The following is a 24,634-nucleotide window of genomic DNA, read 5'->3' as shown; positions in this document are numbered from 1 at the left end:
CTTAGGACATCGTGCTGCCTAACCGTCGGCAGTGATTTCGGCAATCAGCTCGCGCAAAGCGGCTTCAGCGTCCTCGTTGGCCAGCTGGCAAGTGCCGGCATTGGCATGGCCGCCGCCGTTGTAGCTCAGGCAGAGCTCGCCGACATTGGTGTTGGAGCTGCGGTCGAGGATCGATTTGCCGATGGCGAACACGGTGTTCTGCTGTTTAACGCCCCACATCACGTGGATCGAGATATTGCACTGCGGATAGAGGGCATAGATGACGAAGCGGTTGACCGCGTAGATCGTTTCTTCATAGCGCAGATCAAGTACCACCAAGTTGTGGTAAACCGTGGCACAGCGCTGGATCTGCGCTTGGGCCTCGCGTTGGTGATCCAGGTACAGCGCCACACGCTCTTCAACATCGGGCAGCTGGAGAATTTCATTGATGCCGTGGGTCTGGCAGAAGTCGATCAGCTGCATCATCAGCTGGTAATTGGAAATACGGAAATCACGGAAGCGGCCGAGTCCGGTGCGCGCATCCATGATAAAGCTCAGCAGCTCCCAGCCCTGTGGATCGAGGATGTCCTCGCGGCTGAATTGTGCGGCGTCCGCCTTGTCCACGGCCTCCATCATTTCGTCCCAGTCCCTTGGGAACGCGTCGTGACCGCCGTAGTGCTTCCACACCACCCTGGCTGCGGAAGGCGCATCGGCATCAATCAGGTGATTGCTCGCCGGTTGGTTACGCAGGGTCTCGCTGAGGTGATGGTCAAAGGCCAGGTGGCAGCCGGGGACATACGGCAGGTTGGTGGTGATGTCGTGACTGGTGATCGCCACTTTGCCGTCCTGCATGTCCTTGGGGTGGACGAAGAGGATGTCGTCGATCAGGTTCAGGTGTTTGAGCAGGGCGGCGCACACCAGGCCGTCAAAATCACTGCGGGTGACCAAGCGGTAAAGACTGGACATAGAGCATCTCCGGATCGGGCAAACGGCTGAATAAGCCAACAGGCCCTCTTCAAAGTAGCACGCGGTTGGTACGTCGGCCCGAGTGGAGGGGCTGCGCTTCCAGGCAGTTGCAGGTCGACCTCAGGACAGTCGCGGCAGGTGGGCGGCCGTAGCCTGCAGGTGATGTTCTACCGACCTTAGGAGCCACTCATGTCACCGATTACCGTGCTGCGTGATACCCAGCCGATTCCGCTGCTGGATGCCTGCAAGTGGACGCGCATCGCCGGCGAGCCGCACACCGTCAACCTCAACGCCTACACCTCGGCGGACGGCAGCAAGATAATGGGCACTTGGATCTGTACGCCCGGTAAATGGCAGGTGGCCTATGAAAAATGGGAGTACTGCCACTTCCAGGAGGGTTACTGCATCATCACCCCTGAGGGGCAGGCGCCGATTCATCTGCGGGCCGGCGACATATTTATCGTCGAGCCCGGGATGAAAGGCACCTGGGAGGTGGTCGAGACGGTGCGCAAATACTTTGTATTTGCCTAAGCCGTCAGACCTTAGGGTTTGAAGTTGCGCGCATCTTTGGCCCACTCATCCAGCGCCGGCTTGATGTCCTTGAGGCTGAGCTGAGTGCTGTCGTTTTCCAGCTGCAGGCCATGGCCCTTGCGTATCACGCGGGTCATCGGCTGGCTGTTGCGCCCGTCGATGGCTTCCAGCTCAACATAAATGCTGCTGTTGAGATCGCGAGTACCTGCGGCGGTGCTGGCGGCCGCGGCAACCAGGGCAATCGGCACCACTTCATAGACTTTCAGCCCTTCCGGCGACAGGTTGACCGCGGTTATGGCCGAGCGCAGTACCAGGGTGTCACGGTCGGCATATTCGACAACCTTGAATCGTCCAGCCAGTTCAAGGCGTATGGCCTGCTGCAAGTAGAGGGCAATGCTGTCCAAGGTCTGCTGGCTAACTTGGGCGGTGGGCGTCGGTGCGGGGTAAAACACTGGCCGCTCGACCAATACTGAGCGGTAGTTCTCGGGCTTAAAGTCCGGTGATACCCAGCGCATCACCGGCGCGCCGCTGGCCGACTGTGCGGGCTGTAGCTGTGAGTAATCACTGAGGAAGCCCGAATACTGCGACGGTTGCGGTGTGCTGCTGGCGCAAGCGGTCAGTAACAGCGTGGCGGAAAGGGCAAGGCCAAGGATTTTTAGCGTCATTGCGGCGATCTCGCGAGGGGTGGTCGCCTAACTGTAGACCAGCCAGCAACAGGCAATATCGTCCTTAGCCGGCGCCCTGCGCGCGGGTTCAGTGCCGCTGAAACACCAGGGCCTTGAGGGCGCTGTCTGGCTGGCTGTCGGGAAACTCTGGCGGGTTGTCCAGGCGTTCGCTGAATTGCAGGCTTGGTGCTTCAGCGGCCATGGCCTGGATCAGGTACTCCGGGCCGATTTCCGGCTCATTGCTGCAGGCCAGTACCGTTCCGTTTGCACTCAACAATTCGGGCAGGCGGCGCAGCACCTTCGGGTAGTCCTTGCTCAGCACGAAACTGCCGCGTTGGAAGGAGGGTGGGTCGATGATGATCAGGTCATAGGGACCGTACTTGGCCACCTTACCCCAAGACTTGAACAGGTCGTGACCGAGAAATACCACCTGGCTGAGGTCGTGCTGGTTCAGCCGATGATTATCGCGGCCACGGCTGAGTGCTGCTCTGGCCATGTCCAGATTGACCACCTGATGCGCGCCGCCGGCCAGTGCAGCCACGGAAAACCCGCAGGTGTAGGCGAATAGGTTGAGCACGCGCTTGCCAGCTGCCTGCGCCTGCACCCATTGACGGCCATAGCGCATATCGAGAAACAGCCCGCTGTTCTGCTTTTTGCCCAGGTCGAGGCGGTAGTGCAGGCCGTGCTCACAGATATCCCAGTGCTCAACCGGTTCGCCCTGCAGCCATTGCGTGGGGCTTTCTGGCAGGTAGCGCTGTTGCAGCAACAGGCTGTGCGCGCCACTTTGCTGCCAGGTGTTGGATTGGCCGAGGTCGAGCAGCATCTGCTGCAGTGCGGCCAGTTCGGTATCGCTCACCGGCTTGAACAGCGCCACCAGCAGCACGCCTTGCAACCAATCCACGGTGATCTGTTCCAGCCCCGGCCAGCAGCGGCCTCTGCCGTGAAACAGCCGGCGAGTTTCACTGGGCGGCGCAGTTAGGGCGTCGAGCAGGTGTTGCTGGAGGGTCATGAGTGCGGCTGGTGTCATGGGCTGTGGTCAATTTGGCGAGGCGGCGATTTTAGCAGGCGGCCGCCTAGAATCGTCTGTGTCGATCATTGTTATCGGTAAAGGCGTTTGGCGTTACGCCCGGCAAGTGCCTAGCATTGCTCTCTTTCACACCTGCATATAAGGATCCCCCATGCATATCGACGAAGCCATCCGCAGCCGCCGCGCCGTCAAAGGCTATGACCCGGCATTTACCCTGAGTGATGCCGAGAAGGATGAGCTGCTGCAACTGGCGTTGCTCGCACCTTCAGCGTTCAACCTGCAGCACGTGCGTTTGGTTGAAGTCAGCGATCCCGCACTGCGCCAGCAGCTGCGTGACGTGGCTTGGGGCCAGGCGCAGGTGACTGACGCCTCAATGCTGGTGGTGGTCTGCGCCAAACTCGACAGCTGGCAGCAGGATGTCGGCCGCGTCTGGGAAGGCGCTCCGCAAGAAGTGCAGGCCTATATGGCCGGTGCCATCGACACCTATTACCGCGACAAACCGCAGGTGCAGCGCGATGAAACCATGCGCAGCTGTGGCCTGATGGCGCAGACCCTGATGCTCGCCGCGCGCGGCAAGGGTCTGGATTCCTGCCCGATGGACGGCTTTGATTTCGATGCGGTGGGCAAGTTGATCAACCTGCCTGAAAACCATGTGATCGCTCTGATGGTCGCCGTCGGCAAGAAGACCATCGAGCCCAAGCCGCGTATCGGCAAACTGCCGTACAACGAAGTGGTGTTGCGCGACCGTTTCTGATCGCTGGGCAGGTTGTTGAGCGCTCTGGTCATTCTTCAGCCATAACTGTGGTCAGCCTGCGCCTGATCACACCACTAAAGGTTGGATGACAAACGCGCTATTGGGGGTGAATCTGGCGGGCATTACGGGTCGATCTATCGACCTGCAGCCATAACAAGAAGCCTGAGGAGCCCCCATGTCTGTCGAACACCTGGATGTCTTGATCATTGGTGCCGGCCTGTCCGGCATTGGTGCGGCCTATCACCTGATGAAGCATTGCCCCGGCAAGCGCTTCGCCATCCTCGAAGGCCGGGAAGCGCTGGGCGGTACCTGGGATCTGTTCCGTTACCCGGGCATCCGTTCCGACTCGGACATGTTCACCCTTGGCTACAACTTCAAACCCTGGACCAACCCGCTGGCGATCGCCGACGGTCCGTCGATCCGCAGCTATATCGCAGAAACGGCCGAGGAAAACGGCATCCAGCAGCACATCCGCTTCCAGCACAAGGTACTCAAGGCCGACTGGTGCAGCGAGCGCGCCACCTGGACGCTGCAGGTACAGCGCGGCGATGAGTCCGAACCGATCAAACTGAGCTGTCAGCACCTGCTGATGTGCACCGGCTATTACCGCTATGAGGCGGGCTACACCCCCGAGTTCAAAGGCCGTGAACTGTTCCAGGGCGAATTTATCCACCCGCAGCTGTGGCCGGAAAACTTCGATTACAGCGGCAAGAATGTGGTGGTGATCGGCAGCGGCGCGACAGCTGTCACCCTGGTGCCGGCAATGGCCGATAAGGCCAAGCACGTGACCATGTTGCAACGCTCGCCCACCTATGTGGTGAGCCTGCCGCAGGGCGATCCGATTTCCGACGTGCTGCGTAAGTTCCTGCCGGAAACCTGGGTCTACCGCCTGGCGCGCACGCGCAATGTGGCGGTGCAACTGGGCTTCTACAAACTGTCCAAGGCCTTCCCCAACCTGGTGCGCAAGGCGTTGCTCGGGTTGGCGCGTCATCAGTTGGGCAAGGGCTTCGACATGCGTCACTTCAGCCCGCGCTACAAACCGTGGGACGAGCGTGTGTGCGCAGTGCCCAATGGCGACCTGTTCAAGGTGCTACGCCAGGGCAAGGCCTCGGTGGTGACTGAATTTATCGACGGGTTCACCGCCAAGGGCATCCGCCTAAAGTCGGGCCAGGAGCTGCCAGCGGATGTGATCATCAGTGCCACCGGCCTGGATTTGCAGCTGTTTGGCGGCATGCAAGTGGTGGTGGATGGGCAGCCCTTCGATGCGGCCAAGAGCATGGGTTATCGCGGCATCATGCTGCGTGATCTGCCCAATGCTGCAGTGGTACTGGGGTACACCAATGCCAGCTGGACGCTCAAGGCGGACCTCTCCAGCGAATACTTCTGCCGCCTGATCAACCATATGGATGCCACCGGCATGCGTCAGTGCACCCCGCGTGACAGTAAGCGGCAGGTTAAAGAAGCGCCCTTCCTTGATCTGGCGTCCGGCTATATCCAGCGCGCCGCCGACAAGATTCCCACCCAGGGTGATCGCGCGCCATGGAAGCTCTATCAGAATTATCTGCTGGACTTGGCGCTGCTGCGTTACGGCAAGGTTGAGGACGGTTACCTGGAGTTCAGCTCACCGCATGTCGGCGAAACTGCCGCTGCGGCCACAGCGGTCTAGACTGCACAGTGATGTAAGCCAAACGCTATAGCTGCTTGCTGCGTTATGCCTACAGAGATGTGGCCGTTTGCCGCTTTAGAGACAGGCATTAGGCCACTATGCTTTTGTGACAGCTTTCACGGATGAACGGGCCGGTATACCTGGCTGCTGTCGCAAAGGAGTCCTCTAGAGGATGAAAAGAATGGAATCGCTTCAGCAAGAGCAACGTTACCTGCCAGAGCTGCGGGCGCACATCGACAAACTGCTGGCCAAAGGCTGGGTGATCGCTGAGCGCAGCCCGCTGACTCTGCAGTCCGGGCGTAAGACCTACATGGTTGTGCACGGCATGTTGATTGGCGATAACGCGTTTTAACCTGCGCCCCCACCGTTTTCCCGGGCCGCTGCTGATCAAGATGATCAGCAGCGGCCTTTTTTGTGCGTGTTGCATTGTTCAGGCGCTTACTGGCGACAGGTATGCCTGTATCGCAGCGCTGTTGGCAACGGGCCAAGGCGGGCTATGCCTGAATCTGTAATAACGCCGGACAATCAGACTCTACTGGCCGGATCACTGGAAAAGTCTAAGGGAGCTGTGCATGCGTGCTTTGCTGGGTGTGTTTTTTTTAGCCGCGTTGTTGAGTGGTTGTAGCCGGTCGCACGTTACTCATATGAGCCTGCCGGTGTTGCCGGGTTGGTACAACGGTGAGCAGGTTTACTACCTGACCACCGATATTTCGGACGCGCAGATGGCGACAGTGATGCAGGCCAATTATGTGCCGAGACTGGCCAATGCACTGCCCGATGAGCCCGGCCCGCACCCGTTGGCTACTTATGATCGGGTCTACAAGTTCATGGATGACAGCCAGGCCAGCGTGTTCCCGTCTATCCCGCTGCCGCTCGGAGGGGGTAACCAGGACACGGCCTACAGCCCGTTGTGGCATGTCTATGAGGTGCGTTGGTTGAGTGGCACGCCAGGCGCCACCTTACGTTCGGCCGACGCCGTATTGCAGGCGCAGGAGCAAGGACTGGTCAGTCTGCGAGCCAGCGGAATTATTGTTAACTGCCCGGTAGTCAGGGTTGCTGAGCAGCGCCTTCAGTAGCCATACGCTACGTCTCGTTGTGCCGTGGCAATTGCCACTGGCAGTTTTCCAGCCAGCTGGCAAACGCGGCGGGTGGCAGCGGTTTGCTCAGCAAGTAGCCCTGGGCGATATCGCAACCGAGCTGATCCAGACGGTCGAGAATGGCCTCGGTTTCCACCCCTTCGGCGACGATCTTCAGGCCCATGTTGTGGCCCAACTCGATGGTCGAACGGACGATGATGTCGTCATCGGGGTTGCTCAACAGGTCGAGGACGAAGGACTTGTCGATCTTCAGCTCATGTACCGGCAGGCGCTTGAGTTGGGCCATGCTTGAGTAACCCGTGCCGTAATCGTCGATCGACAGTTTCACGCCCAGTTCGCACAACTCCTGCAATTGCCCCATGGCCAGTTCCGGGTCGGCCATCACCGCGCTTTCAGTGATTTCTACAATCAGGGCGGATGGCGGCACACCATGCGCGGCCAGTTGCGCGGCGATAAAGCCAGCAAAGCCGGGATCAGCCAGATCCAGTGCGGAGATATTGATCGCGGTCTTCAGCGCCAGCCCCTGTTCCTGCCAGGCGCGACTCTGCGCCACGGCGGTATGCACCACCCAGCGGGTCAGGGCGCAAACGTTGCCGGTCTGTTCGGCCAGGGGGATAAATTCGTCCGGCGGAATAAACCCATGCACCGGGTGAATCCAGCGCACCAGGCATTCAACGCCATACAGGCTGCGCGTACGGATATTCAGTTTCGGTTGGAAATACAGGCTGAGTTGGCCGCCTTCCACCGCGCCTTTCAATTCGCTCATCAATGCCAGGCGCAGCAGGCTGTGGCGGTCCAGTTCTGGACGGTATAGGGCATAGGGCGAGCGCTGCTGCTTGCCCAGGTACATCGCCACTTCGGCATGCTGCAGCAGGCTGCCGGCGCTTTCACCGTGATCCGGATACAGGGCGATGCCAACCGTGGCGTTGAGGGTCATGCTGATCCCGCGCACGGCGAATGGCTCGTGCAGAGCGGCGCGGTAATGCTCGGCGGCAGGGATCAGCCAGCCCGGCTGACAGGGGCTGATCAGCAGCGCAAACTCGTCACCACCGAGACGCGCCAGTTGCTCGCCGGGGCGTAGCAGCGCCTGCAGGCGGGCGGCGAGCTGGCAGAGCAGCTGGTCACCGGCGTCGTGGCCGAGGGTGTCGTTAAGGTCTTTGAAGTTGTCCAGGTCCATCAGCAGCACGGCGACGCCTGCGCCTGGCGGACACTGCGTCAGTGCCTGTTGCAGTTCGGCGACAAAACGGTTGCGGTTGGCCAGTTCGGTCAGCGGGTCGCGGTAAGCGAGAAAACTGATTGTGGTTTCGCGCTCGGCAATGCCTTGCTGCATGGCGACGAATTCGCGGGCGAGTAAGCCGACTTCGCCGCTCGCCTGCGTTTCCATTGGTACCTGATAGTCGCCGCTGGCGATGCGCCGCACGTTGTCGACCATCTGACTCAGCGGCCGGCTGACGGTGTTGGCAATCCACAGTGCGCCGAGCCCGGCCAGCAGCAGGGCGATGGTAAAGATGCTTGCCAGCTGCCATTGCAGCGGTTGGTAATCAGCCAGCTCGGCGGCCAGCGAGCGCATCAGCAGCACCTGCAGTTCGCTACTGGTATCCACTAGAGGTGCGCGCAGGGCCACCTGCTCCAGGCCCTGTAAGTCGAAGCGGAACACGCCCTCAGCATTTGGCAGCAGCTGGCTGGCCAGCTCGGCCCGAGGCAACGCCTGCAGGTTGCTGGCCAGTACCCGGTATTGCCCAGGGCGGCCGTCGAGCAGCGCGACGTCGGCGCCGCTGAGACGAGCCAGGTGCGCGGTCGCCTGATCGTCCAGTTCAAAAGCCATCAGCAGCCAGCCCATCAGGTTGGGCCGTGGGGCGAAGATTGGCGTGGCGTTGATATGCAGTACCCGCTCACCGAACACCACCAGGCGTTCTTTGCTCTGGGCATCGTCTGTGTCGAGCAGGTCATTCCAGGGTAATTGCGCGCCCGGCAACAGTTCGCCACTGGTGCCCGCCAGGATCAGCCCCTCGGGCGCACTGACCAGGGCAAAGCTGGCCTGGCTGCGCGAGGCAAACGATTCCAGGGCTGCGGACAGTGATTGCGCTTCCTGCTGGGGGCTGGCGATCAGGTCGGCGATTTCGCCGAGCAGGGTGAAGTCCTTGGCGATCAGATCGGCCATGGCGCTTTGCGCCTGGCGGCGGCTTTGCAGCTCGTTACTCAGCACTGCATGGGCGAAGTTCAGCTGCCCGGCCACCTGGCTCAGGGTGTGTTGATACGTGGAGCGATAAACCAGTGCCAATAGCAGCACCATGACCGCCAGCAGCAACAGCAGGAAGAAGCCGAGAATCTTGCCGCGCAGGGTCATGAGGCGTAGTCATCTTTGGCCATGGGTCGGGCTTTCGGCTCTTTCGGCCGAGGGTCGCGCTTCAGCGCGCCGGTGAGTTGCCAGGTCAACGTGCCGTCGCTGGGTACGGCGCGGCTCATGGCTTCCTGCGGATCGGCGATGCGTGGGTGCCAGATGTGCAGGGTTTGTCCGGCGGCGGCATCGAAGTCCAGGTGGGTTTTGCCCTGGCTGTCGGTCTGGGCGAACCAGGGGGTGTCGAGCACGAGGATAAAGCCGAGCATCCAGTCATGGATATTGCAGCCCAGGGTGACCAGGCCAGGCTGGTCGAAACGCATCTCCTGCGGTGCGGCCTTCTGCTGGTGCAGGCGCAGCTCGAAACGTTTGGCCGGCGAGAAGGAGTAAACGTGATGGTTGATCGGGTCGGCGTTGGGGAAGCTCACCGTAGTGCCGACCTGTACTGGCAGAACATAGGGGGTGAACTGGCGCTTCTGCTGGTCCATCACTGCAGTGGCGGGTTGGCTTTGCGCCGGACCGGGTTCGATCCACAGCACGGCGTCACTCAGCGGTTTGCCCTGATTATCGAGCAGCACGATCTCCAGATTCTGGGCCTGCGCCAGTGTGCCCAGCAGCACCAACAGCAGTGCCAACGCCGATTTCAGCATGATTGATCCCCCACGACCGCACGACAGTAGCCGTCAGTATAGGAAGGCTTTGTCCGACTGCCGGGTGATCAGCGCTGATCGATCTGCTGGATCTGCTCAATCAGCCAATGCAGCGCCGGGTCACGTTGGCGCTGGGCCAGGCTGACGATTTCCAGGTGAAAAGGGCCGAGGGAGAACGGCAGCTCGAACAGTTGCAGCGGCAGCAGGCGGGCAAAGTGGCGCGCCAGCTGGGTCGGCAGCACGGCAGCCAGTTCACTGCTGGCGACGATATGCGCGGCCTGCAGGTAATTGGGCGTTGTATAGCGAATCTCCCTGCACAGGCCCTGTTCGCCCAGCCATTGGTCGACCATGCCGCGCGTCTGACCGCCGTGTACCCACAGGTGGCGCAGCTGCAGAAAGGTCGGCAGGTCCATCGGTTGGTTGCCCAGCGGATGGTCGCGGCGCAGCGCCAGTTGCAGGGTTTCACTCATCCAGTGCTGGCGGGCAAAGCGCGCGGGGATGTCCTCGAAACGCCCCAGCACCAGGTCCAGCTCGCCCTTGTCCAGCGCTTCGGCCGGCAGGCTGGGGCTCAGGTGGCGGATGTCGATGCGCATGCCGGGTGCCTGCTGGCTGAGTTGTTCAAGCAGCCGTGGCATGCAGATCAGCTCGACATAGTCGGTGACGGCGATGCTGAAGTGCTGACGGCTGCTGGCCGGGTCGAACACGTCGCCGGCACTGAGACTCTGTTCCAGTTGCTGCAGGGCCGCGCGGATCGGCGTTTCCAACGCCTGGGCGCGCGGCGTGGGCTGCATGCTGCGGCCCACCCGCATCAGCAGCGGGTCATCGAGCAGTTCGCGCAGGCGATTCAGTGCGTTGCTGACTGCCGGCTGGCTCAGGGCCAGGCGCTCGGCCGCGCGGGAAACGTTCTGCTCGCGCATCAGTGCATCGAACACGCGCAGCAGGTTGAGGTCGAAGGTGGAGAAATTCATCTGCTGAATACGACTTATCACAAGACTAAATTTCAAAAATAGTAGCGCCTTGCTTAAGGTGGCTGGCGAATTTTCTTTGCAGCACAGGCATTTCGTTCGGCACTAATCAGAGGAGTGGGCATGAGCAAGGCATTCGAGGTTCGACAGGCCGCCGTGATCGGCGCGGGCACCATGGGGCGCGGTATCGTCATGAGCCTGGCCAACGCCGGCATTCAAGTGCTGTGGCTGGACAACAACCCGCAGATGCTCGAGCAGGCCATGAAGGTGGTGGCCGAGACCAATGCCCACAACCTCAAACTGGGGCGGATCAGCGCCGAGCAGTCGGACGCGCGACTGGCTTGCGTCACACCGGTGGGCGACTATGCCGCGCTGGCAGATGCCGATCTGGTGATCGAAGCGGTGTACGAGAACCTGGAACTCAAGCAGCAGATTTTCCGCACGCTCGACGCCACCCTGAAGCCAGGCGCCATTCTCGCCAGTAACACCTCGGCGCTGGATATCGACGCCATTGCCGCCGTGACCAAACGCCCGGAGGACGTGCTCGGCCTGCACTTCTTCAGCCCTGCGCACATCATGAAACTGCTGGAAATCGTGCGTGGCGCCAAAACCGCGCCGGCGGTATTGGACGTGGCACTGGCCCTGGGTCAGCGTATCGGCAAGGTCAGCGTGGTGGCGGGTAACTGCGACGGTTTTATCGGCAACCGCATGCTGCACACCTATGTCCGCGAGGCGCGCATGCTGTTGCTCGAAGGGGCTTATCCGCATCAGGTCGATGCCGCACTGCAGGGCTTTGGTTTCGCCATGGGCCCGTTCCGCATGTACGACGTGGTCGGCATTGATCTGGAATGGCGCGCTCGCGAGCTGGCCGGCAAGGGCCAGGATGATCCGGCGGTGCAGGTGGACAACCGCCTCTGCGGCCTCGGCCGTTTCGGCCAGAAGGCGCGCATGGGTTATTACCGCTACGCCGAGGGCAGCCGCCAGGCCGAGCATGACCCTGAAGTGGATGCGCTGGTGCTACAGGTATCCGAGCAGCTGGGCTTCACGCGCCGCGAGATCGGCCCCGAGGAAATCCTCGAACGCTGCCTGCTGGCGCTGGTCAACGAGGGCGCGAAGATTCTCGAAGAGAATATCGCTGCCAATAGTCATGACATCGATCTGGTCTACCTCAACGGCTACGGCTTCCCCGCCGACAAGGGTGGACCGATGAACTGGGCCGATGGCCAGGGTGTGGCGGCGATTCATGATCGTTTGAAAGCGCTGCAGGCGGCGTTCGGTGAGCACTGGTTGCCGGCACGCCTGATTGAAAAACTGGCCAGCAGCGGCCAGCGCTTCGCCGACGTGCGGGTATCCGACGTGCAGGAGGGCCGGGTATGAGTTATCAGGCTCCGCTGCGCGATATGCGCTTTGTGCTGCACGAACTGTTCGATATCAGCGGCCACTGTGAGCTGCTCGGCAACGGCCTTGATCGCGAGCTGATCGACGGCGTGCTGGAGGAGGGCGCACGTTACGCCGCCGAGGTGGTGGCGCCGCTGAATCGCAACAGTGATGAGCAAGGTTGCCAGCTGAGCGAAGGCCAGGTGCGCACGCCGGATGGCTTTGCCGAGGCTTATCAGCAGTATGTCGATAACGGCTGGGCAAGTATGACCGGGCCCAGCGAATACGGCGGCCAGGCGCTGCCGCAGATGCTTGCGTGCAACTTTCACGAGATGCTGATGGGTGCCTCGTTGTCGTTTCGCGTGTATTCCGGGCTGACCGAAGGCGCGGTGCTGGCGCTGTACAAGCACGGCAGCGAGTCGCTGAAAAACACCTACCTGCACAAACTGGTCAGTGGCCAATGGGCCGGCACCATGTGCCTCACCGAGCCGCAGGCCGGTACCGACCTGGCCCTGCTGCGCACCAAGGCTGAGCCGCAGGCGGACGGCAGCTTCAAGGTCAGCGGCAGCAAGATATTTATCAGCGGCGGCGAGCAGGACCTATCGGAAAACATCATCCACTTGGTGCTCGCCCGTCTGCCGGATGCGCCAGCCGGGGTGAAGGGCATCAGCCTGCTGCTGGTGCCGAAATTTATCGCTGCCGCCGATGGCACGCCCGGCGAGCGTAATGCGCTGTCCTGCGGTGCCATCGAGCACAAGATGGGCATCAAGGGTGCGTCCACCTGCGTGATGAACTTCGACGGCGCCACTGGCTGGCTGATCGGTGAAGCCAACCAGGGCCTGGCCTGCATGTTCACCATGATGAACGACGCGCGTTTCCAGGTCGGTTTGCAGGGCCTGGGCATCGGCGAAGCGGCGTTTCAGGGCGCGCTGCGTTATGCCCGCGAGCGCTTGCAGTCGCGCGCGCTGAGCGGCGCGGCCGAGCCGGGCAAGGCGGCCGATCCGATCATCGTGCATCCCGATGTGCGGCGCATGCTGCTGACGCAGAAGAGCCTGGTCGAAGGCAGCCGTATGCTCGCCGTCTACTGCGCGCGCCAGCTCGACCTTGAGCACGGCCATCCGGACGCCGCCGCGCGCAAGGCCGCCGGCAAGCGCGCGGCGCTGCTGATTCCGATCGTCAAAGCCTTCTTTACCGATATGGGCCAGGAAGTCGCCAGCCATGCAGTACAGGTGTACGGCGGCCACGGTTTTATCCGCGAGTGGGGCATCGAGCAGTTGATGCGCGACAGCCGCATTACCCAGCTGTATGAGGGCACCAACGGCATTCAGGCGCTGGACTATATCCGCCGCAAGGTGCTCGGTGACGGCGGTGCCGAACTGTCGGCGTTGCAGGCCGAGTTCAGCGAGCTGTGCGACGCTCAGGTTGGCCGTCCGGCATTGGCCGAGATGGCCAAGAGCGTGCAAGCGCGCCTGGGCGAGTGGCGCGAGCTGAGCAGCGCAGTGATTGCGGCCAGTCAGCGTGATGTGCAGGAGATCGGCGCGGTTTCGGTGGATTTCCTCCAGTATTCAGCCTATGTGCTGCTGGCCGGTTTCTGGCTGCAGGCGGCGGCGCGGGCGCAGGATGCCCTGGAGGCGGGCAGCGGCGAAGCCGCGTTCTACCAAGCCAAGCTGCAGTCCGCCGACTTCTACCTGCGCCGGGTGTTGCCACGGGCCAGCGCCCATCGCGAGTCCCTGCTGGGCGGTGCCGACTGCCTGATGGCCATGGATGAGGCGAGTTTCGCCTTCTGACCGAAGCGCGTAGCGTGGGTGCAAGCCACGCTGCGGCGCGCGCCAATCACTACAACAAGAGGATCACCCCATGCTGCCCTTTAGCTTTGCCACCACGGCGCAGATTCTGTGTGAGATCGGCGCTTCCCGGCGTTTGGCCGAGCTGTGCCGCGAGCGCGGCGCGCAGCGGGTACTGATCGTCACCGATCCGGGCATCAGCAAGCTCGGCATGCTGGATGAGGTGCTGCCAGGTTTTGCCCGTGCCGAGCTGACCGTCGAGGTCTTCGATCAGGTGGTCGCCGACCCGCCCGAGGCCATTCTGCTGGCAGCGGTCGAGCAGGCCCGCGCGCTCAAGGCGCAGCTGATCGTCGGCTTTGGCGGCGGCAGTTCAATGGATGTGGCCAAGCTGGTGGCGCTGCTGGCGCATCCCGAGTGCGGCCAGGAGCTGGCGCAGATTTACGGCGTCGGCAATGCCCGGGGTCAGCGTTTGCCGCTGATTCTGGTGCCGACCACCGCCGGCACCGGTTCGGAAGTCACGCAGATTTCCATCATCACCACCGGCGAAACCACCAAGATGGGCGTGGTCTCGCCGCTGCTGCTGCCGGATCTGGCGCTGCTCGATGCCGAGCTGACCCTTGGCCTGCCGCCGGCTGTGACCGCCGCCACCGGAATCGACGCTATGGTGCATGCCATCGAGGCCTACACCAGCGCGCTGAAAAAGAATCCGTTATCCGACCTGCTGGCCCGCGAAGCGTTGAGCCTGCTGGCGGCGAATCTGGATGAAGTGGTGCATAACGGCGGCAACCGCGAGGCGCGTCAGGCCATGTTGCTGGGCTCCTGTCTGGCCGGCCAGGCATTTGCCAATGCGCCGGTGGCGGCGGTGCATGCGCTGGCTTATCCGCTGGGCGGGCATTTCCATATTCCCCACGGCCTGAGTAACGCCTTGGTGCTGCCACATGTGTTGGGCTTCAACGGCAATGCGGCCGCGCCGTTGTATGCCGAGCTGGCGCCGCTGGTGCTGGGCGATCAGCTGCGCGCCGGCAGTGTTTTGCAGCAGACCGAGCAGTTTATTGGCGCACTGGCCGATTTCAGCGTGCGCAGCGGCCTGCCTACGCGCCTGCGTGATGCCGGTGTGCCGCAAGACATGCTGCCGACCCTGGCCCGCGACGCCATGCAGCAACAGCGCCTACTGGTGAACAACCCACGGGAAATGACCGAGGCCCATGCCCTGGCCATCTACCAGGTGGCCTATTAAGCCGCCTCGCCAACCTCAAGGATTTCCGATGAGCCAACCCCAACACTTGCGCAGCGATTACCGGCACTTCCAGCCGATCACCACGCGCTGGCATGACAACGATGTCTACGGTCACGTCAACAACGTCACCTACTACAGCTTCTTCGACAGCGCGGTGAACACCTACCTGATCGAGGTTGGTGGCCTGGATATCCATCACGGCGAGGTGGTCGGTTTTGTGGTCAGCTCCAGCTGCGATTACTTCGCCTCCATCGCCTTCCCCGAACGCATCGAGATCGGCCTGCGGGTCGGCAAGCTGGGCAATAGTTCGGTGCAGTACGAGCTGGCGGTGTTCAAAGCGGATGAAGACGAGGCCTGTGCGGCCGGGCGCTTTGTGCATGTCTTCGTCGATCGCAGCAGTAACCGCCCGGTGAGCATTCCCGAGAACCTGCGGGCGGCGCTGACGGTGCTACTGATGGAACCGGCTGCGTAGCGGCGCTTGAGCAGCGCGCCGCCAGGCTGGCGTCGCGGCTAAGGCGTTACCACACACAAAAAAAAGCCGCTGATAGGCGGCTTTTTGTTGTCAGCACTCGGCACTTAGTGATGTTTGTGCTTTTTATGCTTCTTGTGTTTCTTGCCGTTGTAGTGGCCGCGATCACGTTCGCTGCCGCCGGCGTATTCATTAGCCAATGCGCCACCGGCCGCGCCGCCCAGGCCGGCGCCGATGGTTGAACCGGTGCTGCCGCCGACCTTGTTACCCAGTACCGAGCCACCGGCTGCGCCCAGGCCGCCGCCCAATGCGGCTTCGGTCTTGTTACCGTCGCGTGCGGTAATGACGCCGCCTGCCGCGCCACCCAGGCCTGCACCAATCGCCGCGCCGGTGCTGCCACCGACTTGTTGACCGATTACGTTGCCCAGGGCGCCACCAATACCGCCGCCGATGGCGACCTTGCCGGTATCGCCCGCCAGGGCCAGGGGTGAAGCCAGGGCGCTGAATACCAGCGCAGAAAATAATGTACGCATACGGCAGACCTTCTCGATTGAACAGGGTGCGGACCTAGGCCTTTGTTTTTAAAGGATGATTACTCCGCGCACAGTCTTAGAGGGCGGTTTGCCGAAAAATTCCCTGCCGCTGGTCGCCGCTGTGATCGCCGCCACAGATTCACTTAAAGAATGCGCGCGCTGGCCTGATGGGCCTGCAAGCGGATGGCTACGTATTTCGAGGTCGGGGTAAAGCTGTCCGCGCCAAAACTCTGCAGCGGCACCAACGGGTTGGCCTCCGGGTAGTAGGCGGCGGCTTGGCCGGCGGGAATGTCGAAAGCCAGCAGGGTAAAGCCAACAACCTTGCGCTCAATGCCGTCATCCCAGATGGACTGGATATCGACCTGCTGTCCCGGCTGGAAACCTAAGCGCAGAATGTCCGCTTCATTGACGAACAGCACCTGGCGCTGGCCTTTGACCCCACGGTAGCGGTCATCCAGACCATAGATGGTGGTGTTGTACTGATCGTGGGAACGCAGCGTCTGCAGGATCAGATCCGGCGTTTTCCCGCTGCTGCGCACCTGCGGTGGCAGCAGATCGGCGGGCAGCGGGTTGGCCTTGAAGTTGGCTTTGTGGCTGGCGGTCAGCCAGCGCCGTTCGGCAGCGGCGTTGCCCAGGTAGAAGCCACCGGGATGTTGCAGGCGCTGGTTGAAGTCACTGAAGCCGGGAATGGTGTCGGCAATCAGCTCGCGGATGCGCCGGTAATCGGCAATCAGCGCGTCCCAGTCCACCGGATGGTTACCCAGCGTAGCCTTGGCGATACCGGCGATGATCGCCGGCTCCGAACGCATTTGCGCCGACAGTGGTTCGAGTTGGCCGTAAGAGGCGTGGATCATGCTGAACGAGTCTTCCACGGTCACCGCCTGCGGGCCGCCGGCCTGGTGGTCGATATCGGTGCGGCCCAGGCACGGCAGAATCAGCGCGTCGGCTCCGGTGGTCAGGTGGCTGCGGTTGAGCTTGGTGCTGATCTGCACGGTCAGTGCACAGCGGCTCAGCGCGGCATGGCTGCGCGGGCTGTCCGGAGTGGCCTGGGCAAAGTTACCGCCCAGGCCGATAAACACCTTGGCCTGACCATCGAGCATGGCGTTGATCGCCTCGACGGTGTTGTGGCCCTGCGCGCGCGGCACTTGGAAGTTAAAGCGTTGTTCAAGCGCATCAAGAAAGGCCGCCGACGGGCGCTCATTGATGCCCATAGTGCGGTCGCCCTGCACGTTGCTGTGGCCGCGCACTGGGCACAGGCCTGCGCCGGGGCGGCCGAGGTTGCCGCGCAGCAGCTGTAGGTTGACGATCTCCTGAATGGTCGCCACCGAGTTGTGGTGCTGGGTGATGCCCATGGCCCAGCAGATGATCACCCGCTCGGCGCGGCGGTAGAGCAGGGCGGCATGCTTAAGCTCGCCAAGGCTCAGGCCGGATTGCTCGACCAGCGAATCCCAACTGCTGGCATCCAGCAGCGCTAAATAGTCGTCCACGCCGTGGGTGTGTTCCGCGATAAAGGCCAAGTCGAACACCGCCGGCTCGCCATTAGTCAGTGCTTCGCGGTGCCATTGCAGGAGGAACTTGGCCATGCCGCGTAGGGCGGCTAAATCGCCGCCCAAGGCCGGGCGGAAGAACGCGGTGTTGAGCGGTTCGGAGCCGTTGCTAAGCATCTCCAGCGCATGTTGCGGGTGCTGAAAACGCTCCAGGCCGCGCTCCTTCAGCGGGTTGAAGCACACCACCTGCGCGCCGCGCTTCACCGCCTCGCGCAGCGGTTCAAGCATGCGCGGGTGGTTGGTGCCGGGGTTCTGCCCGAGCACGAAGATCGCATCGCTGTGCTCGAAGTCGGCGAAGGTCACACTGCCCTTGCCGACGCCCACGCTTTGCCCGAGGGCCACGCCGCTGGCTTCGTGGCACATGTTCGAGCAGTCGGGAAAGTTGTTGCTGCCAAAGGCGCGGACGAACAGCTGATACAGGTAGGCCGCTTCGTTGCTGGCGCGACCGGAGGTGTAGAACTCGGCCTGATTGGGGCTTTGCAGCGCATTCAGGTGCTCGGCGATCAGGGCGAAGGCGGCGTCCCAACTGATCGGTTGGTAATGATCGCTGGCGGCGTCATAGCGCATCGGTTCGGTCAGGCGGCCCTGGTATTCGAGCCAGTAATCGCTTTGCTCGCGCAGCTGGCTGACGCTGTAACGGGCGAAGAAGGCAGCATCCACGCGGCGCTTGGTGGCTTCCCAGTTGACCGCCTTGGCGCCGTTTTCGCAGAACTTGATGCGGCCGTCTTCCGGTGAATCGCCCCAGGCGCAGCCGGGGCAGTCAAAGCCGCCGTGCTGGTTAGTCTTGAGCAGGGCACGCAGGTTCTTGAACGGTTGCTTACTGTCCAGCCAGAAGCGCGTCACGCTGCGCAGCGCGCCCCAACCGGCGGCCGGCCCGCTGTAGGGTTGGTAGCGCGGATTGATCGGTTGCAGGCTCATGGCTGGGCGACTCCGGGGGCGGCCGGGCTGTAAACCCGTGGCGCGCTGTGCTGGGGCAGGTGGATCAGATTGAGGTTGTGCTGGCGCGCCCACTGCACGCTGAGGGTGGTCGGTGCGGACAGGCTGACCAGGGTGCCGATGCCGGCGCGCAGCGCCTTGTGGATCAGCTCCAGGCTGCAACGGCTGGTGACCACGGCAAAGCCCTGGTGCGGGCTTCCCCCTTCGCGATGCAGGGCGCCGAGCAGCTTGTCGAGGGCGTTATGCCGGCCGATATCTTCGCGGCACAGGCGGATCTGCCCCTGGCCATCAACAAACAGCGCGGCATGCACCGCACCGCTGTGGCGGGCCATGGTCTGTACGGTCTGAATGCGCTGACGCAGGCCCTGCAGATGGGCGGCAGCAGGTAGCGGACTGGGCGTGAGGCTGGGCAATTGCGGCAGTGCTTGTTCCAGCGCCTCCACCCCACACAGGCCGCAGCCGCTGTTGCCGGCCAGGGTGCGACGCTGCTGCTTGAGCGCCCAAAAGGCGCGGTTGCTGACCTGCACCTCGGCGCTGATGGCGCTGGCCTGTTGCTGAAGGCGGATATCGTAGATCTCATCGAAGCTATCGATCAGGCCGGCACTCAGGCTGAAACCGTAGATAAAGTCCTCAAGGTCGCTGGGCGAGACCATCATCACGCTGTGGCTGATGCCGTTGTAGCTGATCGCCAGAGCCGTCTCGCTGGCCAGCGCAGCGGCGCCATCTTGCGGTGTATCCGCCAGTTCGACATAGCTGTAGGTGGGCGCTGGCAGCAGTATCGGCGCGGAATCTTTAGCGATGGTCGGGGCGTGACGTGGCATGAGCAGGCTTCCCGGCAGCGAGGCAATAGCGCCAGCCTAGGCCGCTCTAACGGGTGCGTCTAATCGCTGTTGCCGATCTCGTGATCGACAGCATCTATCAAGGCTTCAAGCTTGGGCCTTTCAGCCTGTCGCGCCCGGTAAAAGTTTCTGCGCTTCGGCAAAGCAGGCTTCGGCCAGGGCCGAGCGCGGTGCGCTGCGGCGCAGTATCAGGCCCAGCGGGGCGAGGGTGTGGGCATCCTCAATCGGCGTCAGCGCCAGGTGCTCGGTGAACTCGGCCAGGCCGCTGTTGAGCGGCATGATCGCACAGCACAGCCCAGCGCTGACCGCTTGCAGCAGTTGATGCACGGCATCGGTTTCCAACCGTGGGCTGGGCGTCAGGCCACGGGAGCGAAAGCTGTGGTCGATCGACTGGCGAAAATGCATGCCGGCCGAGAGCAGGCCCAGCGGCAGGTCGATCAGGCTTTCCCAGCGCAGGGCTGGCCGGGTGAACTGAAAGTGCCGGCGGTCATACAGCAGGCCCATGCGCGTTTCCGCCAGCTCCAGGCTGTCAAAATGTTCCGGGTTGAGGCGGTCGAGATACGACAGGCCAAGGTCGAGTTGATTACGCCCCAGGCGCTCGAGAATTTCCTCGCTGCTCAGGGCGAACAACTGAAAGCGCAGCCCGGCATGCTGCTCAGCAAAGAACTGCACCAAGCGCATGGGGTCAAAGCCAGCCAGTGGCACCACGCCCAAACGCAAGGTGCCGACCAGCTGGCCACGGCAGGCCGCTGCTTCGGCATACAGGCCATCGTGGGCGGCCATCAGGCTGCGCGCCCAGGCCAGAATGCGCTCACCCTCGGCACTGAAGCCCTCAAAGCGTTGGCCACGGCGCACCAGCTCCAGGCCCAGTTCGTCTTCCAACTGACGCAGGCGCATCGACAGGGTGGGCTGGGTGATATGGCAACGCGCGGCGGCCTGACCGAAGTGACGGGTTTCATCCAGGGCGATGAGGAACTTCAGCTGTTTAATGTCCATGATGCGTCCTCAACGTCCTGGGGCGGCCAACGGGTGCGAGGTTAAAGCCCCTGCACCAGTGCGCGGTAGTCCTCGACGGCAGCAAATTCCTCGGTGTCCTTCGGCCCCGCCTGACTATCGGGCTGGCGCACGGCGAGCAGGTGGCCGATGCCAAAACGCCCGGCGCTGCGCAGGATTGGCAGGCTGTCATCGATAAACAAACTACGCGCCGGCGTGAAGCTGATGTCCTGCTGCAGGGCGTGCCAGAACTGCTGGTCTTCCTTGGGGAAGCCATAGTCGTGGGAGCTGATCAGCCGGTCGAAGTAGGGCGCCAGCTCGATGCGTTCCAGCTTCAGCGACAGCGAGTCGCGGTGCGCGTTGGTAATCATGACCACCTGCTTACCGGCCTGGCGCAGCGCTTGGATAAAGGTGTCGGCGTCCGGGCGCAGGGCGATCAGGTGCGCGACTTCGCGTTTGAGGTCGCGGATCGACAGGTTCAGCTCGCGGCTCCAGAAATCCGTGCAGTACCAGTTGAGCGTACCGGCATGCTCGCGAAACAGCGGCAGCAGTTCAGCTTCGGCCAGCGCGCGGCTAACGCCGTGGTGCTCGGCATAGCGCTGCGGCAGGTGCTGCAACCAGAAGTGGTTGTCGAAGTGCAGGTCGAGCAGGGTGCCGTCCATATCCAGCAGGACGGTGTCGATGGTGTTCCAGGGCAAGGCAGGCATGCGCAGTTCTTCTGGTAGATGCGCAGGCGGTCGCGATTTGCGCCGCAGGCGTCGTGATCGCGCAATCTCCTACGCAGATAATAGGAAAAGCCGCGCTATGATAACCCGCTATGTCCTGCCCAGGAGCCGCCCCATGCGTCAGAAACCCACCGTACTCGCTCGCGAAATTGTCGCCAGCAGCCGCCTGTTCCGCGTTGAGGAGCTGCAACTGCGCTTCAGCAACGGCGTGGAGCGCACCTATGAGCGGTTGGTGGGCAAGGGGTCCGGCTATGGTGCGGTGATGGTGGTGGCGATGGTCGATGCCGAACACGCACTGCTGGTCGAGGAATACTGCGGCGGCACCGATGATTATCAGCTGTCGCTGCCCAAAGGGCTGATCGAACCGGGTGAGGACGTGCTGGACGCGGCCAACCGCGAGCTGAAAGAAGAAGCTGGCTTTGGCGCGCACAAGCTTGAGTTGCTGGCCGAGCTGAGCCTTTCGCCGGGTTATATGAGCCAGAAGATTCAGGTGGTGCTGGCCTCGGATCTCTATGAAGAACGCCTGCCGGGCGATGAGCCCGAGCCGATGCGCGTCGACCAGACCAGCCTGCGCGAACTGTCGAGCCTGATTCAACACCCGCAATTCACCGAAGGTCGCGCCCTGGCGGCGTTGTACCTGGCCCGTGATGTACTGACTCAGCGTGGGGTCTTTAAGCCATGAGCCATCCGCTGATCCCCGCTGTGATTGAGCTGGTGCGCCAGGCTGGCGCGGCAACATTGCCGCATTGGCGCGCCGATGTAACGGTGAATGAAAAAGCCGATGCGTCGCCGGTCACGGCTGCCGACATGGCCGCGCACCATATTCTGAATGACGGCCTGCTGGCCTTGGCGGCTGACATTCCGGTGCTCTCCGAAGAAGCGGCCGATATTGCCCTGAGCACCCGTACGCAGTGGTCGCGCTGGTGGCTGGTTGACCCGCTGGATGGCACCAAGGAATTTATCGCGGGCTCCGAAGAGTTCACCGTCAACGTCGCGTTGATCGAACAGGGCCGCGTGGTGTTTGGCGTGGTGGGTATTCCGGCCACCGGCCAGTGTTATTACGGTGGTGCAGGCATGGGCGCTTGGCGCGCCGATGCGGCGGGCCAGGCTGAGCCGATTCGTGTGCGTCTGGCCCCGCAGGAGGCGTTTACTCTGGTGGCCAGCCGCCGCCATTCCAGCCCAGCGCAGGAAGCGTTGTTGACCGGGCTGAGCGAGCGCTTTGGTGATCTGCAACTGGCCAATGTCGGCAGCTCGCTGAAGTTCTGCCAGCTGGCAGAAGGCAACGCCGATTGTTACCCGCGTCTGGCCCCCACCTCGCAGTGGGACACCGCGGCGGCGCAGGGCGTGCTGGAAGGTGCGGGTGGTGAAGTGCTGACGCTTAAGGGCGAGGCACTGACCTATGAGGCGCGTGAGTCGCTGCTGAATCCGTATTTTCTGGCGCTGCCGGCCGCCGCCCCCTGGCGCGCCGAGCTGATTCAGCTGGCCCGCGCGCTGGATTAAGCCAAGGCCGTAGGATGGGTTAGCCGCAGGCGTAACCCATCACTGACGTTCAGTCGAGCATATCGCCGTAGCGTTCGTCCTTCTTGAACACCAGCGGCTGGGCAAAGCCCGGCACCTTGATCTGCTCGGCGCTGATCTCGATCTGCTTATCGTCGATCAGGTCGTTGCCGAAGTTGTAGATAATCCCCAAATCCCCCAGCAGCGCCTGCGCGTCGTAGGCCTGAGCGGCGTGGCGCGTGGCTTCGCGTCGCTGCAGGTAGGCGGCAAAGGCCGCTTCGCCATGGCGCTTGCGCAACATACGTTCGGCCACATGCGGCGCCAGCAGCAGGGCGCTGGCGTTGTTGCCGCCAAAACCCTTGGAGTTGATTACGCACAGATCCAGCTGCTCGGGTGCGCGTGAACGATCCTGGGTGGCGAAGCTTAGGTGCTGCTGGTGCACGTCGTCGGCCACGGCGTCGATGGTCTTGATGCCAGGGATGATGCCGTACTTGAAGCTGCCCAGGGCGGAGATCACCTGATCACCACTGGCGGTGGCCAGGGAGTGGCCGACAAAGGCTTTCACTGCGGTGACCGGCCACTGTTTGATGGCGAAGGCGCCGGCGATGCGATCGAGGATTTCTGATTCGGTAACGCGGTTGGCCGGCGTGCTGGAGCCGTGGGCATGCACGAAGCTGCGCTCGCGCACCGCGTCGATGCCCAGCAGTTGCACGGCGCTGGCCACTGCCTTGGCCACGGTCAGGTAGTTGCCAGGGCCGGGGGCGGAAATGGATTTCTTGAAACCGTCGGCGTTGATAAACACATCCGGCACCGCGCCATGGATGTCCGCGCCCAGCTCCAGAGCCAGGGCGTCGTCCATCAGCACCACGAACTGGCAGGCTTCGGCCAGGGTAAAGCCGCAGTTTTCGCCAAACGGGCGGCTGGCGCGGCGGAAGTCGACCGAATCCTTACCTTCGATCTGGCGCAGGCCGTCTTCGGTGGCCAGCGCGCCCATGGCGCCGTAACCCTCGATGCATTCCTGATTGATCGGCGCTTCGCTGTTGCCAACGATGGCCACCCGCGCTTTGCCCGAACTGATCAGCTCGATGCCTTTCTGCAGGTTATAAAGGAAGGTGGCGCAGGCGCCGGTGACGCTGCCGGTGGTGCCGACGCTGCCCAGTACATAGGCGTTGATAAAGTCCGCCGGCATGGTGTTCAGGCCCAGGGCCAGCTGTTTGGCGGTGACGCGACCACCCTTGAGGCGCGACTGCATCAGGCCGCCGAAGCCGTTTTCGTCGAGCTGACTCATGATGCTGCCGGCAAACACCGCGACTTCGTCCGGTGCCACGTGCTGCATGATGGTCTGCCAGTCGATGCCGGTGGCGCGTAGGGCATCGGTGACGCCGACGATGGTCATGGCCAGACCGCGCGGATGGAAGCGTGCGTTGTACAGCTCGCTCGGTTCGAAGCCGCTGGGCAGCTGCCCGGCGGATTTCACCGGCAGGGCGCGGTAGCTGTCGACCTTGAATTCGCAGTTGTCGTGCAGGGTCACCAGTACTTCGCTGGCGTTCAACTCGTCCACCGTCCAGTCGGATGGCAGCGGCTCGGGCAGGTGCTTGCGCAGGGTGATAAAGCTCAGCGGCTGACCGGCTGTGGCACTGATGTCGATGGTCTTCTGCCAGTGCGCCGCGTCGACATCCAGGTGCTGCTTCTCGATACGGCGCACCAAGGTCGAGGCGAGAATCTGCTCGGCGAAGCGGCTGTCGATCTCGGCCAGGCTCAGGGTGTTGCCGGCGTCATCCTGATAGTTGCCATCAACCACCTTGACCAGTTTCATCATCACCGCCAGGCCGGCAAGGGTCTGCTGGCGCGCAGGCGTGTCCATGGACTCGATCACGGTGCGGCGGAAACCATGGTGGAAGGAGCTGCGCCCAGCCGCGTTATAGCCACCAAAACCAACGATCACAGGTAAGCGTGAGGTCACTCGATAACTCCTTGAAAAGATAACGCCAGACAAACCGAGATAAGGCTATGGAGGCTTGTCACTCAGTCTGGAACGCTCTGCGGCGGTTATTGCGCC

The 24,634-nt window shown here is 62.5% G+C and carries 23 protein-coding genes; 11 read left to right on the top strand and 12 right to left on the bottom strand.

Annotated elements, in window-relative coordinates:
* Window positions 1-18: 18 nt before the first annotated feature.
* Complete coding sequence (locus HCI85_RS07445; protein ID WP_167143650.1) at window positions 19-945, bottom strand: exopolyphosphatase; 927 nt, start codon at window positions 943-945, stop codon at window positions 19-21.
* A 189-nt stretch (window positions 946-1,134) separates the two neighbouring features.
* Here HCI85_RS07445 and HCI85_RS07440 point away from each other — a divergent pair, with 189 nt between their 5' ends.
* Window positions 1,135-1,476 carry a cupin domain-containing protein gene (locus HCI85_RS07440; RefSeq protein WP_090250378.1) on the top strand — a complete coding sequence of 114 codons (342 nt, stop codon included), beginning with the start codon at window positions 1,135-1,137 and terminating at the stop codon, window positions 1,474-1,476.
* Between the two features lie 11 nt (window positions 1,477-1,487).
* On the opposite strand, the gene HCI85_RS07435 is transcribed toward HCI85_RS07440, so the two are convergent.
* Window positions 1,488-2,141 carry a DUF3313 domain-containing protein gene (locus tag HCI85_RS07435; RefSeq protein ID WP_167143647.1) on the bottom strand — a complete coding sequence of 218 codons (654 nt, stop codon included), beginning with the start codon at window positions 2,139-2,141 and terminating at the stop codon, window positions 1,488-1,490.
* Between the two features lie 88 nt (window positions 2,142-2,229).
* The gene (locus HCI85_RS07430; RefSeq protein ID WP_167143644.1) at window positions 2,230-3,168 is read right to left on the bottom strand and encodes a class I SAM-dependent methyltransferase; all 939 of its coding nucleotides are present in this window, start codon (window positions 3,166-3,168) and stop codon (window positions 2,230-2,232) included.
* Between the two features lie 151 nt (window positions 3,169-3,319).
* Between HCI85_RS07430 and HCI85_RS07425 the strand changes: the two genes are divergently transcribed.
* The 4 genes from HCI85_RS07425 to HCI85_RS07410 all read left to right on the top strand — a co-directional run bounded on the left by HCI85_RS07425 (window position 3,320) and on the right by HCI85_RS07410 (window position 6,664).
* Window positions 3,320-3,922, top strand: coding sequence for a nitroreductase family protein (locus HCI85_RS07425; protein ID WP_160085886.1), 603 nt, complete (start codon window positions 3,320-3,322; stop codon window positions 3,920-3,922).
* 175 nt (window positions 3,923-4,097) lie between these two features.
* Window positions 4,098-5,588 carry a flavin-containing monooxygenase gene (locus HCI85_RS07420; protein WP_167143641.1) on the top strand — a complete coding sequence of 497 codons (1,491 nt, stop codon included), beginning with the start codon at window positions 4,098-4,100 and terminating at the stop codon, window positions 5,586-5,588.
* 181 nt (window positions 5,589-5,769) lie between these two features.
* The gene (locus HCI85_RS07415; RefSeq protein ID WP_167143638.1) at window positions 5,770-5,940 is read left to right on the top strand and encodes a hypothetical protein; all 171 of its coding nucleotides are present in this window, start codon (window positions 5,770-5,772) and stop codon (window positions 5,938-5,940) included.
* Window positions 5,941-6,160: 220 nt separating this feature from the next.
* Window positions 6,161-6,664 carry a DUF7482 domain-containing protein gene (locus tag HCI85_RS07410; RefSeq protein WP_167143631.1) on the top strand — a complete coding sequence of 168 codons (504 nt, stop codon included), beginning with the start codon at window positions 6,161-6,163 and terminating at the stop codon, window positions 6,662-6,664.
* 7 nt (window positions 6,665-6,671) lie between these two features.
* Here the strand turns inward: HCI85_RS07410 and HCI85_RS07405 are convergent, their stop codons facing one another.
* From HCI85_RS07405 to HCI85_RS07395, 3 genes are all read right to left on the bottom strand, one after another.
* Window positions 6,672-9,032 carry a putative bifunctional diguanylate cyclase/phosphodiesterase gene (locus HCI85_RS07405; RefSeq protein ID WP_167143628.1) on the bottom strand — a complete coding sequence of 787 codons (2,361 nt, stop codon included), beginning with the start codon at window positions 9,030-9,032 and terminating at the stop codon, window positions 6,672-6,674.
* On the bottom strand, window positions 9,029-9,673 hold the full coding sequence (locus HCI85_RS07400) for a methylamine utilization protein (protein WP_167143625.1): 645 nt from the start codon (window positions 9,671-9,673) through the stop codon (window positions 9,029-9,031). Before HCI85_RS07400 ends, HCI85_RS07405 begins: the two co-directional genes overlap by 4 nt.
* Window positions 9,674-9,741: 68 nt before the next feature.
* A complete protein-coding gene (locus HCI85_RS07395; RefSeq protein WP_167144316.1) occupies window positions 9,742-10,641 on the bottom strand; it encodes a LysR family transcriptional regulator in 900 nt (299 codons plus the stop codon).
* 120 nt (window positions 10,642-10,761) lie between these two features.
* On the opposite strand from HCI85_RS07395, the gene HCI85_RS07390 reads away from it, so the two are divergent.
* The 4 genes from HCI85_RS07390 (at window position 10,762) to HCI85_RS07375 (ending at window position 15,508) form a co-directional block, all read left to right on the top strand.
* Complete coding sequence (locus tag HCI85_RS07390) at window positions 10,762-12,015, top strand: 3-hydroxyacyl-CoA dehydrogenase (RefSeq protein ID WP_167143622.1); 1,254 nt, start codon at window positions 10,762-10,764, stop codon at window positions 12,013-12,015.
* A complete protein-coding gene (locus tag HCI85_RS07385; RefSeq protein ID WP_167143619.1) occupies window positions 12,012-13,802 on the top strand; it encodes an acyl-CoA dehydrogenase C-terminal domain-containing protein in 1,791 nt (596 codons plus the stop codon). The genes HCI85_RS07390 and HCI85_RS07385 overlap by 4 nt, the downstream gene beginning before the upstream one ends.
* 70 nt (window positions 13,803-13,872) lie before the next feature.
* Window positions 13,873-15,036, top strand: coding sequence for an iron-containing alcohol dehydrogenase (locus HCI85_RS07380; protein WP_167143616.1), 1,164 nt, complete (start codon window positions 13,873-13,875; stop codon window positions 15,034-15,036).
* Between the two features lie 28 nt (window positions 15,037-15,064).
* The gene (locus HCI85_RS07375; protein ID WP_167143613.1) at window positions 15,065-15,508 is read left to right on the top strand and encodes an acyl-CoA thioesterase; all 444 of its coding nucleotides are present in this window, start codon (window positions 15,065-15,067) and stop codon (window positions 15,506-15,508) included.
* A gap of 104 nt (window positions 15,509-15,612) precedes the next feature.
* Here HCI85_RS07375 and HCI85_RS07370 read toward each other — a convergent pair whose 3' ends face one another.
* The 5 genes from HCI85_RS07370 to yrfG form a co-directional block, all read right to left on the bottom strand.
* On the bottom strand, window positions 15,613-16,038 hold the full coding sequence (locus tag HCI85_RS07370; RefSeq protein WP_090250346.1) for a glycine zipper domain-containing protein: 426 nt from the start codon (window positions 16,036-16,038) through the stop codon (window positions 15,613-15,615).
* Between the two features lie 143 nt (window positions 16,039-16,181).
* Window positions 16,182-18,503 (bottom strand): FdhF/YdeP family oxidoreductase, encoded by a 2,322-nt coding sequence (locus HCI85_RS07365; protein ID WP_167143610.1) that lies wholly within the window; start codon window positions 18,501-18,503, stop codon window positions 16,182-16,184.
* Window positions 18,500-19,342: a formate dehydrogenase accessory sulfurtransferase FdhD gene (gene fdhD, locus HCI85_RS07360; RefSeq protein ID WP_167143607.1), complete on the bottom strand. Its 843-nt coding sequence runs from the start codon at window positions 19,340-19,342 to the stop codon at window positions 18,500-18,502. The genes HCI85_RS07365 and fdhD overlap by 4 nt, the downstream gene beginning before the upstream one ends.
* 120 nt (window positions 19,343-19,462) lie before the next feature.
* Window positions 19,463-20,356 carry a LysR family transcriptional regulator gene (locus HCI85_RS07355; RefSeq protein WP_167143604.1) on the bottom strand — a complete coding sequence of 298 codons (894 nt, stop codon included), beginning with the start codon at window positions 20,354-20,356 and terminating at the stop codon, window positions 19,463-19,465.
* Window positions 20,357-20,397: 41 nt separating this feature from the next.
* Window positions 20,398-21,060, bottom strand: a complete 663-nt coding sequence (yrfG, locus tag HCI85_RS07350) for a GMP/IMP nucleotidase (protein ID WP_167143602.1) — start codon at window positions 21,058-21,060, stop codon at window positions 20,398-20,400.
* A gap of 133 nt (window positions 21,061-21,193) precedes the next feature.
* Between yrfG and nudE the strand changes: the two genes are divergently transcribed.
* Both nudE and cysQ read left to right on the top strand, forming a co-directional pair.
* On the top strand, window positions 21,194-21,760 hold the full coding sequence (gene nudE, locus HCI85_RS07345; RefSeq protein WP_167143600.1) for an ADP compounds hydrolase NudE: 567 nt from the start codon (window positions 21,194-21,196) through the stop codon (window positions 21,758-21,760).
* On the top strand, window positions 21,757-22,578 hold the full coding sequence (gene cysQ / locus HCI85_RS07340) for a 3'(2'),5'-bisphosphate nucleotidase CysQ (protein WP_167143597.1): 822 nt from the start codon (window positions 21,757-21,759) through the stop codon (window positions 22,576-22,578). Before nudE ends, cysQ begins: the two co-directional genes overlap by 4 nt.
* A gap of 49 nt (window positions 22,579-22,627) precedes the next feature.
* On the opposite strand, the gene HCI85_RS07335 is transcribed toward cysQ, so the two are convergent.
* Window positions 22,628-24,538, bottom strand: a complete 1,911-nt coding sequence (locus HCI85_RS07335; RefSeq protein ID WP_167143595.1) for a beta-ketoacyl synthase — start codon at window positions 24,536-24,538, stop codon at window positions 22,628-22,630.
* Window positions 24,539-24,634: the final 96 nt, after the last annotated feature.

This window comes from Pseudomonas sp. OTU750018, assembly GCF_011636575.1.
GTDB classification, from domain to species: Bacteria; Pseudomonadota; Gammaproteobacteria; order Pseudomonadales; family Pseudomonadaceae; genus Aquipseudomonas; species Aquipseudomonas peli.
Note: the sequence above shows the minus strand (reverse complement) of the source record. Positions and strands in the feature narration are given on the sequence as shown.